Source organism: Actinomadura bangladeshensis, from assembly GCF_004348335.1.
Taxonomy (GTDB): Bacteria; Actinomycetota; Actinomycetes; order Streptosporangiales; family Streptosporangiaceae; genus Spirillospora; species Spirillospora bangladeshensis.
The window spans coordinates 1-11,831 of the sequence record NZ_SMJW01000241.1; the positions used below are offsets into that span (position 1 = coordinate 1).

At 73.9% G+C, this 11,831-nt stretch carries 10 protein-coding genes; 4 read left to right on the forward strand and 6 right to left on the reverse strand.

Annotation, left to right across the window (positions count from 1 at the left end):
* Positions 1-49 precede the first annotated feature (49 nt).
* Positions 50-1,099, forward strand: a complete 1,050-nt coding sequence (locus E1284_RS32340) for an alpha/beta hydrolase (RefSeq protein ID WP_207924077.1) — start codon at positions 50-52, stop codon at positions 1,097-1,099.
* On the opposite strand, the gene E1284_RS32345 is transcribed toward E1284_RS32340, so the two are convergent.
* Both E1284_RS32345 and E1284_RS32350 read right to left on the reverse strand, forming a co-directional pair.
* Positions 1,096-2,523: an aldehyde dehydrogenase family protein gene (locus E1284_RS32345; RefSeq protein WP_131943958.1), complete on the reverse strand. Its 1,428-nt coding sequence runs from the start codon at positions 2,521-2,523 to the stop codon at positions 1,096-1,098. The genes E1284_RS32340 and E1284_RS32345 overlap by 4 nt on opposite strands.
* Positions 2,524-2,528: 5 nt before the next feature.
* Positions 2,529-3,986 (reverse strand): PucR family transcriptional regulator, encoded by a 1,458-nt coding sequence (locus tag E1284_RS32350; protein ID WP_131943959.1) that lies wholly within the window; start codon positions 3,984-3,986, stop codon positions 2,529-2,531.
* A gap of 91 nt (positions 3,987-4,077) precedes the next feature.
* Here E1284_RS32350 and gabT point away from each other — a divergent pair, with 91 nt between their 5' ends.
* Positions 4,078-5,439, forward strand: coding sequence for a 4-aminobutyrate--2-oxoglutarate transaminase (gene gabT, locus E1284_RS32355; RefSeq protein ID WP_131943960.1), 1,362 nt, complete (start codon positions 4,078-4,080; stop codon positions 5,437-5,439).
* 6 nt (positions 5,440-5,445) lie between these two features.
* On the opposite strand, the gene E1284_RS32360 is transcribed toward gabT, so the two are convergent.
* The 3 genes from E1284_RS32360 to E1284_RS32370 form a co-directional block, all read right to left on the reverse strand.
* Positions 5,446-6,441 (reverse strand): LLM class flavin-dependent oxidoreductase, encoded by a 996-nt coding sequence (locus E1284_RS32360; RefSeq protein WP_131943961.1) that lies wholly within the window; start codon positions 6,439-6,441, stop codon positions 5,446-5,448.
* 39 nt (positions 6,442-6,480) lie between these two features.
* Positions 6,481-6,774, reverse strand: a complete 294-nt coding sequence (locus E1284_RS32365; RefSeq protein WP_131943962.1) for a hypothetical protein — start codon at positions 6,772-6,774, stop codon at positions 6,481-6,483.
* Positions 6,775-6,899: 125 nt separating this feature from the next.
* Positions 6,900-8,588, reverse strand: a complete 1,689-nt coding sequence (locus E1284_RS32370; protein WP_131943963.1) for an ExeM/NucH family extracellular endonuclease — start codon at positions 8,586-8,588, stop codon at positions 6,900-6,902.
* A gap of 173 nt (positions 8,589-8,761) precedes the next feature.
* Here E1284_RS32370 and E1284_RS42685 point away from each other — a divergent pair, with 173 nt between their 5' ends.
* The gene (locus E1284_RS42685; protein ID WP_131943964.1) at positions 8,762-9,580 is read left to right on the forward strand and encodes an IPT/TIG domain-containing protein; all 819 of its coding nucleotides are present in this window, start codon (positions 8,762-8,764) and stop codon (positions 9,578-9,580) included.
* Here E1284_RS42685 and E1284_RS32380 read toward each other — a convergent pair.
* Positions 9,573-11,012, reverse strand: coding sequence for a carbon-nitrogen hydrolase family protein (locus E1284_RS32380; RefSeq protein ID WP_131943965.1), 1,440 nt, complete (start codon positions 11,010-11,012; stop codon positions 9,573-9,575). The two genes, E1284_RS42685 and E1284_RS32380, sit on opposite strands and share 8 nt — an antisense overlap.
* 199 nt (positions 11,013-11,211) lie before the next feature.
* Here E1284_RS32380 and E1284_RS32385 point away from each other — a divergent pair.
* Positions 11,212-11,831: hypothetical protein (locus E1284_RS32385; RefSeq protein ID WP_131943966.1), on the forward strand; the 620-nt coding region annotated here is incomplete at its 3' end.

The window sequence follows — 11,831 nt, forward strand, 5'->3', positions numbered from 1 at the left end:
ACGGCTACTGGGGAGTACGGTGGCTTGATCCCTGGGGTTGGAGGTTCGTATGGCGTCGCTGGTCGAGATGGTGCCGCCCTCGGTGGCGGGCGGGATGCTGCGCGGGGTGTTCGCGCTGCCGGACGCCGTCAAGCGGCTGATCGTCGGGGCGCCGGTGCGCCGGGACGGGCAGCGGCTGGCGCTGGACGCGCAACTGCTGCTGACGATGATGCGGCTGGAGGGCGAGCGGCGGCTCGCCGGCGGCACCGTCGAGGCGGCGCGGGCCGGGCTCGCCCGGTCGAGGGTGTACCTGCCGAAGGCGCCCGCGCGGCCGGTGGCGGCGCGGAGCGTCGACGCGGGCGGAGTGCCGGCGCGGCTCTACACGCCGAAGGGGCTCCCGGAGGGGTCGCCGCTGCTCGTCTTCTACCACGGCGGCGGCTGGGTCATCGGCGACATCGACACCCACGACACGGTCTGCCGGTATCTGGCGGTGCACGCGGAGGTGCGGGTGCTGTCGGTGGAGTACCGGCTGGCCCCCGAGCACCCGTATCCGGCGGCGCCGGACGACGCGCTCGCGGCCTATGCGCATGTGGTCGCGCATGCCGCGGACCTGGGCGCCGATCCCACGGCCGTCGCGGTCGGCGGCGACAGCGCGGGCGGCAACCTCGCGGCGGTCGTCGGGGTGCTGGCGGAGCGCCGGCCCGACTTCGCGCTGCTGTTCTACCCGGCGACCGACCTGTCCGGGCGGCGGCGGTCGCGGGAGGTGTTCGCGGAGGGGTTCTACCTGACCGACGCCGACATGGACTGGTTCGGCGACCGCTACTGCCCGGTGGAGCGGCGCGCCGAGGTGAAGGCGTCGCCGATGCTGGCCGACGACCTGACCGGCTTCCCGCCGACCTACCTCGCCACGGCCGGGTTCGACCCGCTGCGGGACGAGGGCGAGGAGTTCGCGAAGCGGCTGGAGAAGGCCGGGGTGCCGGTCGCGGTGCGGCGGCAGGAGGACCTCATCCACGGGTTCGCGAACATGTGGTCGCTCGGCGGGCGGTTCCGGGAGGCGCTGTCGGAGGCCGCCGGCGCCCTGCGCACCGGGCTGTACGCAGGGCGCCGCGGCGACGGCTAGAGCGGCAGGCCGGTGAGGATCATGACCTTCTCCTCGGTGTAGTCGGCCATCGCCGACTGGAGGCCCTCCCGGCCGACGCCCGAGTCCTTCACGCCGCCGTAGGGCATCTGGTCGGCGCGGTAGGACGGGACGTCGCCGATCACGACGCCGCCGACGTCGAGCTCGCGGTGCGCGCGGAACGCGATGTCGAGGCTGCGCGTGAACACGCCCGCCTGGAGGCCGAACCTGGAGTCGTTGACCAGGTCGAACGCCTCGTCGACGCCGTCCACGGGCTGGACGAGCATGACCGGCCCGAAGATCTCCTCGCGGGACACCTTGGCGTCGGCGGGGACGTCGGCGAGGACGGTCGGCGCGTAGGCCGCGCCCTCGCGGGTGCCGCCGGTGAGGATCTTCGCGCCGGCCGCGACGGCCTCGTCCACCCAGGCTTCGACGCGCTCGGCGGCCTCCTGGCTGACGAGCGGGCCGACCTGGGTCTTGTCGTCCCACGGGTCGCCGGTCACGAGGGAGGCGACGGTGTCGACGAGCTTGGGCACGAACGCGTCGTAGACCGAGCGGTCGACGTAGACGCGCTGGACGGCGATGCAGCTCTGCCCGGCCTGGTAGTTGGCGAACAGCCCGATGCGCCCCGCGGCCCAGTCGAGGTCGGCGTCCGGCAGCACGACGGCCGCGCCGTTCCCGCCGAGTTCGAGCGTGACGTGCTTGCGCGGCGCCCGGTCGTTGATCGCCCAGCCGACCGGGACCGAACCGGTGAACGACACGATCGGCAGCCGCGGGTCGTCCACCAGGTCGGACGCGCGGTCGTTCGGCACCGGCAGGATCGAGAACATCCCGGCGGGCAGGTCGGTCTCGGCGAGCAGCTCGCCGAGCAGCAGCGCCGACAGCGGCGTCGCGGGCGCGGGCTTCAGGACGATCGGGGTGCCCGCCGCGATCGCCGGCGCGATCTTGTGCGCGGCGAGGTTCAGCGGGAAGTTGAACGGCGAGATGCCGAGCACCGGGCCCTTCGGCACTCGGGTGATGTAGGCCATCCGGCCCTCGGCGGCCGGGTCGGTGTCGAGCCGCTGCGTGGTGGCGCTGAAGCGGCGGGCCTCCTCGGCGGCGAACCGGAAGGTGGAGATCGCGCGGTTCACCTCGCCGCGCGCCCACAGCAGCGGCTTGCCGTTCTCCGCGGTGATCAGCCGGGCGATCTCCTCGGCCCGCTCGGCGATCCGCGCGGACACGTGCGCGAGCGCCTCGGCCCGCGCGTGCAGCGGCAGCGCGGCGGCCTGCCTGCGGACGGCGTCCGCCGCGGCGACCGCCTCCTCCACCTGCGCGGGCGTCGGGACGGACACCGTCCCGACCACCCGGCCGTCGTAGGGGTGCGTCACGGTCAGCTCGCCGTCACCGGTCTCGGGCCGGCCGGCCAGCCAGAATGGGGTCGCGTTCATGCCGTTCACGCTAGTCGCGGCGGGCCCGATTTCGAGTCTCCACGATGGCCAATCTGACCGCTCCGACTGGACATGACGGCGAGTGCGATCCACAGTTCGGCGCGGACGGCCGGATCGTCCGGGTCGCGGCCGAGGAGTTCGGCCGCCTTCCGCATCCGCGCGCGGAGGGTGTGCCGGTGGACCCCCAGCGCGCGCGCCGCCGCCTCGCCGTGCCCATTGGCCGCGACATAGGCCCGGACGGTCTCCACCAGGTCCTCCTCGCGGAGTGGTGCGAGAAGTGTGTCGGCGAAGGCATGCGCGAGGCCGGGTTCCAGCAGGCCGAGGACGCCCTGCCCCGGAAGGTCGGTGTAGTGGAGCACGTCCTGCTCGGTCTGCGCGGCCGCGGCCAGGGCCTGCTCCGCCTGCCGCAGCGCCGCCGCGAGGTCCCCGGTGGCGGGGGCGCTGACCCCGATCGGGCCGGGCAGCAGCGCCTCGACCGCGCCGGCCAGCTCGTCCGGGACGATCACGGCGCAGTGCCCGTCCAGCGGAAGCGCCGGGCAGCGCGCCCCCGCCGGATCGGACTCCAGCGCGTCCAGGACGGCCGTCCCGCCCGCGCAGGCCAGCACGCGGACCGGCCCGCGCGGCACCGACGGCCCCTCGTCCGGGCGGCCGAGCAGCAGCGCGGCGAGCGAGGCCCGCAGCTCGCGGCCCGTGCGGGGCGTCTCCGACTGCAGGGTCAGCAGCGCGACGGCCGCGCCGACGATCGTGTGCGCGGCGTGCGGGAGCGGCGCGTCCGTCCCGACCGCGAGGAAGCCGCGCGGCCGCCCGCCGAGCCCGATCCGCTGCACCGCGATGTGGTCGTCGGGGACGGCCAGCGAGACGCTCGCGGCGGGACGGGGCCGCAGCCGGGCCAGCTCGGGCGCCAGCGCGGCGGCGCGGCTCCGGGCGCCCGCGGGCTCGGCGTGCCGGACGGCGCCGGACGCGTCCAGCAGCAGCGCCCAGCCGCCGAGCAGCCGCGCCAGCCGGGTCACCAGGGCGCCGGGGCCGGTGAGCGCGGCGCGGGTCAGCTCCCGCTGGGCCTGGTAGGCGCGGGTGACGTCCTCGTACCACTCGGCGGCGAGCATCCGCGACACCGCCTTGCCGATCGCGATGAAGGGGGTCGGGCGCGGCACCTCCAGCAGCACGAGCCCCTGGTCGCGCGCCGCCGCCAGCAGCTCCGGCGGGATCGTCTCGTGGATGACCCCGACCGCGAACCCGAGCCCGGCGACGCCCCGCCCGACCAGCCGCGCCACGTACGCGGCGGCGTTCGCGGAGGTCAGCCGCATGCCGGTGGTGAGGACGAGTTCGCCGCCCTCCAGGAACGGGGTCGGGTCCTCCAGCTCGCTGACCGCGACCCACACGACCGGGGCGTCCGGCAGCGGGCCGGTGCGGGACCGCAGGCCGAGCTGGCGGAGCGCGGCCACGGCGGCCAGAGTGGGCGGCATCTCAATCCCTGTGCAAAGTGTCTACCTCGCCGGACGGATTTCGCCGTCCCGTACGGTTCATCGTAGGCGGACCCCGGCTTATGTTCAGGCCATGACCAGCCAGGACTCTGCCCTTGGGGCAAGCGGCGGCCGTCTGCCGCAGGAACGCCGCGTCGTGACCGAGATCCCCGGACCGCGCTCCCGGGCGCTGCAGGAGCGCCGGGCCGCGGCCGTGCCGCCCGGCGTCGGCAGCGTCCTGCCCGTGTACGTGACGGACGCCGGCGGCGGTGTGGTCGTCGACGCGGACGGCAACTCGCTGATCGACTTCGGCTCCGGCATCGCGGTGACGAACGTCGGCAACGCCAACCCGCGGGTCGCCGAGCGCGTGAAGGCGCAGGCCGACCGCTTCACCCACACCTGCTTCATGGTCGCGCCGTACGAGTCGTACGTCGCGGTGTGCGAGAACCTCAACCGGATCACGCCGGGCGACCACGAGAAGCGGTCGTTCCTGGTGAACAGCGGCGCGGAGGCCGTGGAGAACGCCGTCAAGGTCGCCCGGTACGCCACCGGGCGGGACGCGGTCGTGGTGTTCGAGCACGGCTACCACGGCCGGACGCTGCTGACGATGACGCTGACCGCGAAGAACATGCCGTACAAGCACGGGTTCGGCCCGTTCGCGCCCGAGGTGTACCGGATGCCGCTGGCGTACCCGTACCGCTGGCCGACCGGCCCGGACGACTGCGGGCCGGAGGCGGCGGCCGAGGCCATCGACAGGATCAGCAAGCAGATCGGCGCGACGAACGTGGCGGCGCTGCTGATCGAGCCGATCCAGGGCGAGGGCGGGTTCATCGAGCCCGCGCCCGGGTTCCTGCCCGCTCTCGCGGAGTTCGCCCGCGCGAACGGCATCCTGTTCATCGCCGACGAGGTGCAGACCGGCTTCGCCCGGACCGGCGACATGTTCGCTTGCGAGCACGAGGGCATCGTCCCCGACCTGGTCGCGACCGCGAAGGGCATCGCCGGCGGGCTGCCGCTCGCCGCCGTCACCGGCCGCGCCGACATCATGGACAAGGTGCACGGCGGCGGCCTCGGCGGCACCTACGGCGGCAACCCGCTCGCCTGCGAGGCGGCGCTCGCCGTCCTGGAGGAGATCGAGGACGGCAAGCTCACCGAGCGCGCCCGCCGGATCGGCGAGATCATGCTGCCCCGGCTGCGCGACCTCGCCGGGAGGCACCCGGCGATCGGGGACGTCCGCGGCCGCGGCGCGATGGTCGCGATCGAGCTGGTGCGGGAGGGCACGAAGGAGCCCGACCCCGAACTGACCGCGCGGGTCGCCAAGCGCTGCCACGAGCGCGGCCTGCTCGTCCTGACGACCGGGACCTACGGGAACGTGCTGCGCTTCCTGCCGCCGCTCGTCATCCCCGAGGACCTGCTGAACGAGGGCCTCGACATCCTCGCGGAGGCGTTCGACGACTGACCGGGCTCAGGCGGGGCCGGGCGCGAAGCCGTCCTCGTAGAGGCCGGCGAGGATGTCGTAGGACTTCAGCCGGTCGGCGTGGTCGAACACCTGGGTGACGACCATGACCTCGTCCACCGCGGTCCGCCCGATCAGCGCGTCCAGCTGCTTGCGGACGGTCGGCGGCGAGCCCATCACCTGGTCGGCGAGCCGCGCGTCGATCATCTGCCGCTCCAGCGGCGTGTACGGGTGGGCCGCGGTCTCCTCCGGCGTCGGCAGCGGACCGGGCCGGCCCTGCCGCAGCCGCAGGAACGACAGCGCCTGCGGCGCCGCGAGCTCGCGCGCCCGCTCGTCGGTGTCGGCGGCGGTGACCGACACGCCGATCATCGAGTACGGCTCGTCCAGCGCGCCGGGCCGGAACGAGTCGCGGTACAGCGCCAGCGCCGGGACGGTGTTCTCGGCGCTGAAGTGGTGCGCGAACGCGAACGGCATCCCGAGCAGGCCGGCGAGGCGGGCGCTGTAGCCGCTGGAGCCGAGCAGCCAGATCGGCGGCTCGTTCCCGGCGGCGGGCGTCACCTTGCTGTCGGCGCCGAAGTAGTTGCGCAGCTCGATGACCTGCTCGGGGAAGTCGTCCACCGACAGCGCCTCGGGGGAGCGGCGCAGCGCCAGCGCCGTGGCCTGGTCGGTGCCGGGCGCGCGGCCGAGGCCGAGGTCGATGCGGCCCGGGTACAGCGCCTCCAGCGTCCCGAACTGCTCGGCGACCACCATCGGCGCGTGGTTCGGCAGCATGACCCCGCCGGACCCGACCCGCATCCGGGACGTGGCCGCCGCCACCTGCCCGATGAGCACGGCGGTCGCCGAACTGGCGATGCCGGGCATCGCATGGTGCTCGGCGAGCCAGTACCGGTGGTAGCCGAGCCGCTCGGTGTGCCGGGCCAGGTCCAGGGTGTTGCGCAGCGCCTGGCCGGACGTGGAGCCGCTGACGACGGGGGCGAGGTCGAGGACGGAGAAGCGCACGCTCATACCCGGTGCCAACCCGCCCGGAGCCGGTCCTCTTCCCGGCTACCTGGCCAGTGCCACGGCGGCCCCGGCGGCGACGGCGATCACGACCGGGACGGTGACGCAGAGCCAGGACCAGTTCACGAGCGTGCGCGCCCGCGCCGGGTCCTCGGTGAACCGGGTCTCGGCGCGCGTGTAGAGGAGCGCGGCGACCACGGTCAGCGGCAGGAACGCGAACGTCGTGAGGAGGCCGAGGACGAAGGCGGTGGCCTGTCCGGAGCGGGTGTACGTCCCGTCCGGGCCGATACCGAAGGCGAGCGAGGGGGCGGAGGCGGCGGCGGGGGCGGTTTCGGTCATCTCAGCGCACCGATCTCTAGAATGTGACCTGGATCATACGCGTCGTGATCGTCCCGCGCGAGGGGCCGGCCGCCCCTTTCGGACGGCCGGCCCCGGCAGAGTGTCGGCGCACGTTCAGTGCGGGGTCAGCGCAGGTTCAGGCCCAGCAGGACGGGGTCGTGGTCGGACGAGCGGAACGCGTCCGGCCGGTAGAACTCCGGCGGGTTGAACTCGGTGTTGTAATCGAGGAACACCGGCTCGTCGCTGTTGATGTGCCAGATCGTCGCGCCCGTCACGCGCCGCGACAGGCCCGGGCCCGCCAGCGCGTGGTCCAGCTCGCCGGACTGCCCGTCGAACACGTAGCTGTACCGGTCGGCGGGCCGGACGAACCGCTGCGTCTGCGAGACGAGCCCGGCGCCGGTGAGCACCTTCACCGGGTCCTCGGCCGTGTAGGCGTTGAGGTCGCCGACGACGAGCGGGTTCGGCACGCCGTCCGCGATCGCCTTGATCGCCTCGGCCTGCGCGACGCGGCGGGCGTTGTAGCAGCCCTGCCCGTCGCCCTGGTCCAGGTCGGGGCCGGTCGCGTCGCCGCATCCCTTCGACTTGAAGTGGTTCACGATCATCGTGAACGCGGTCCCGCCGGACGCGGGCCGGAACGTCTGCACCAGCGGCGGCCGGTCGAAGACCGGGTCCTGCGACGAGCGCGCGGCGCCGGCCGGGGCGACCTTCGCCGGCTTGTAGATGAGCGCGACGTGGATCTCGTCCGTCCCCGGGTACGGGTGCCGCACCCACGCGTACGTCCCGGCGCCGGCCTCCCGGTTCAGCCGGTCGACGATGGCCTTGACGGCGGTGTCGCCGTTGTTCTCGACCTCCATGAGCCCGACGACGTCGGCGTCCAGGCCCTTGAGCGCGGCGGTCAGCTTGGCGAGCTGCCGCTCCTGCTCCTCGGCCGTGTCGGCGCCGCGCTTGTTCAGCGTCGTGAACCAGTTGAGCGTGTTGAAGCTCGCCACGCGGACGTCGCCGCCGACATGCCGGGGCTTCTTCCGCGCCGGGTTGGTGTCGGCGAAGTGCGCCGTCCGGGTCGGTTCGAGCCGGTACTCGCCGAACCCGTAGTTGAGGACGCCGGTGAGCCCCTGCGTCGAGTCGCCGATCCGCAGCACGCGCGGGTCGGTGTAGGGGATCGTGTCCGGGTTCTGGACGTTCGACCCGTCGTCGACGAGCAGCTTCCGGGCGTCGTTCCCCGCCTGCGTCGAACCGTGGCCGTCGGTCGGCTGGAAGAGCCGGCCGCCCGCGGAGACGGTGACTTCCCCGTACCGTCCGAGCTGGTAGACCTCGGTGGCGGTGAGCCGCTGCCCGAACCGCAGCAGCATCCCCTCGTACTGCTCCAGCGCGGCGCCGCCGCGCAGCGGCAGCTGGACGCGGGCCGGGGCGACCCGGCCCGTGCCGCACACGTCCACGGCCGAGACGGGCGACAGTTCGGTGAGCCCGTTGTACTCGACGGCCTTGCCGGTGACGAGGACCCGGTCGCCGACCGAGACCTCGGTGGTGGAGTAGACGAAGAGCCCGTCGGAGGTGCGCGGGTCCGCGTCGGGTGTCGGGTCCTGGACGAAGAAGCCCTTGAGCTGGTCGGACCGCTGGAAGTCCGCGGTGACGACGCCCTCGACCCGGACGGTCCGCCCGGCGAGCGGGCTCGCGCCCCCGCTGCCCTGGACGTCGGCGATCTGGTGGTCGGCGGGAGTGCCGCAGGTGGGCGGCTCCGCCGCGGCGGCCGCCGGCACGCCGGCGGCGAGGCCGGCGGCCAGGACGGTCGCGAGTGCTGCTGCTGTTCGGCGCATGGCGGGAGAGTAGGGCGGGGCATCGGCGGGTCGGCGAACCGTTAATGAAGACTCCACCAATTTGCAACGGATTGTCGCAATCTTGGGCGACGCTCGACCCGGCCTTTGTGAAACGCTTCGCGGGCCCGATTGGATGACCGGCTGGAGGCCGTTCCGAACCACCGAGGAGGGCCGTGACCGAGCCGCCCGCCCCGCCGGAGTCGTCCGGCGGGAAGTACGCCCGCACCCGCGACATCGTCGCCGTTTTCGCCGTCCTGCTGATCGCCACGGCGGTGCTGGTGGTCGTGCTCGTCCAGGCGTGGCCGGAGGGCCCGCGGATCGGCCCGGACGGGCGCACGGAGATCACCCCCGGTGCGAAGACCGCCCATTTCCCGGGCTGGTCGCCGACGCTGTCCCGGGAGACGAGCCTGTTCATCATCGTCATGGCCGGCGGAGCGCTCGGCGGCATCGCGCACGTCCTGCGGTCGTTCTACTGGTACGTCGGCAACCGGGCGCTGCGCCGGAGCTGGCTGGCGATGTACCTGCTGCTCCCGTTCGTCGGCGCGCTGTTCGGCCTCATCGTCTACCTGGTGGTGCGCGGCGGTCTGACGTCCCCGTCGGGCGGGGCGGCCGACATCAACCCGTACGGGATCACGGCCATCGCCGCGCTGGTCGGCCAGTTCTCCCGGGAGACCGCGGAGAAGTTCCACAGTGTCTTCGCGACCCTGCTGGCGCCCGCGCCGCAGGGCCGCGACCACGTCCTGGCGCCGACGGTCACCGGGATCGAGCCGGCCGGCGGCCCGCCCGGAACGCGGGTCACGATCACGGGGACCGGCCTGGCGTCCGCGACGGACGTGCTGTTCGGCACGGTGCGGTCGCCGGCCGCGGACGTGACGGACACGCTCATCCGGGCGGTCGTCCCGGAGGGTGCGACCTCGGCGTCGCCGGTCGTGCGCACCCCGGCCGGCGCGGCGGCGAGCCCGGAGGCGTTCGTGGTCGAGCCGCCTACTTAGCGTCGCGCCAGTGGTCGTGCCAGGCGTCGTAGGCGGCGCCCGGGAGCACCCGCGGCAGCTCCGACGTCGGCAGCCGGCCCAGTTCCGCGCCCGTCCGCGCGGCACCGAACTGCAGCTCCGTGGCGTAGGCGGTGCGGGTCAGGCTCCGCGGGCCCGCGACCAGGCACGTGTGGCGGGGGCCGGGCAGCTCGCCGTCGGGGATCGCGGCGCCCACCGCGAGGCTGTTGGAGACCGCCACCCAGGCGCCGAGCTCGGTGACCCGCGCCTCGGCGCCCTGCTCCTCCCAGCGGTGCTCCAGGATCGGCTTGGAGAAGATCGGGACGAGCAGGTGCGACACCCCGCACGCCAGCAGCTCGCGGTCCCAGCGGATCGACCGGCCGAGGTCCTCGCAGATCAGCACGGCGAGGCGGCCCAGGGACGAGTCGAGCACGCTGATCTTGCGGCCGGGCTGGATGTGCTCGGCGGCCGTGCCCGCGTCCGGTGGGTCGGGCAGCCGCCACAGCCGCATCTGCGCGGCGTCCAGCGTGAAGCCGGACATCTTGTCCTGGACGAGCAGCTCCCCGCCCGTCCACCGGTCGAGCAGGACGGCGCGGTTCGGCGGCGGGTCGCCGCCGCCGAGCGGGCCGCTGCCGAGCAGGAGGAACCGCAGCGGCCGGCGGTTCCGGTCGCGCCCGGCCGTGTCGAACGCGACCTCCTTCCAGTGCTCCAGCAGCGGGTCCGACAGCGACGCCTCGGGCATCACGGCGAGCTGCGCGCCGGACTCGTCCAGCGTCCGGAGGATCGCCTTGATCCGGCTGCGCAGCCCCGAGGAGTCCATCGGGCGGAGCCGGTAGACGGTCGCGCCGTCCCGCTCGGCGAACTCGATCTCCACGTCGTCGTAGGTCTCCAGCACCGGCGCGCAGCCGACGGCGATCGGCTCGTCCCGGCTGAAGTGCGGGTCCTGCACGGTCGGCAGGACCGCGTGTTCGATCATGTCCCACGCGGCCTGCGGGACGCGGTGCACGCCGAAGAACTCCGCCTTCGACCGCAGCCCGCGCGGCCGGCCGGGGAAGGCGCAGCGGGGCAGCAGCGCGCCGGTCGTGCCCGGCCCGTTGAGCCTGCCCTCGGTCAGGTAGTTGACGAGCACGCCCGCCAGCGCGGGGGCGCCGTGGTAGGGCGCGTACGGGCTGGCGTGCGCGAGCGCGATGTCGAGCCCGAGCAGGAGCATGAACCGGCCGCGGTCCCCGTACTCGGCGATCATCTCCTCGGTGACGGCCGGGTCGAGGACGCCCCGGTCCAGGACGATCTCGCCGATCTCGTTCGCGCGCCGCCGCACCAGCTCGTCCTCGTACCACCGGGTGGCCGTCCAGCCCTGGAAGACGTCGTCGGGCATCGCGTCGTAGAGCAGGACGAAGAGATCAGCTGGTTCGGCCGGATGCGCGGCTGCTGCCAACTGATCCTGCATAAGCGCCCCCGGGGGTCGACAGGCACGGTCACTGGTGGTGGGTCGATGCTAACTCTCCCGCGTGCGCGGCACCGTGTCGTCCGCAACAGAGCGGCCGAGGCGCGTGCGGCGCCCATCACTTGACATTCACTTGGCACAGGCGCACCCTGGAGGTGTCCGGCGATGCTCGTCGACCCAGGAGTGAGCCGTGAACCCGTCCACCGACACCGCCCCCGACCACCGCGACCGCAGGACCGAGATCCGGCGCCTCATCGACGCGATGGAACACGCAAAGATCATCAGCGACGGCCACTTCTCGGCGCTCGGCATGCTGATCACCGACGCCTCGCTGAGCGCGGACGAGCCCGCCCTGACCGAGTGCCAGGACGGTCTCCAGTGGCTGCACCGCCACTATCTCGACGTCGACGCCCTCGACGGCGCGCAGCGCGAGCAGCACGGCCGCATCCTCGGGCTGATCGACGTCGTGCACTGGGCGCTGAAGCGGCTGCCCTCCGGCCTCCAGCTCGCGCTGCAGCCCGACGGGTACGCCGCGCGCTTCCTCGTGGCGGTGGCCCGCCGGGAGGGCCTGTCCAACCAGCAGCTCGCCGCCGAACTCGGCACCGACGAGACCGAGATCAGCCGCGTCGGCCGCAAGCTGCTGTCCGCGGGCGTCGTGTGGCGCCGCAAGGAGTGGCGGCACAACGCCTGGGACCTCACCCCGCGCGGCCGGCAGTACCTGGAGACCTCCGGCCTGCTGCCCGCCGACCCGGCGCCCGGCCGGCCCGCCGAGCGGCACCGGCCCTCCCCGGACGCCGTCCCGCGCCGCGC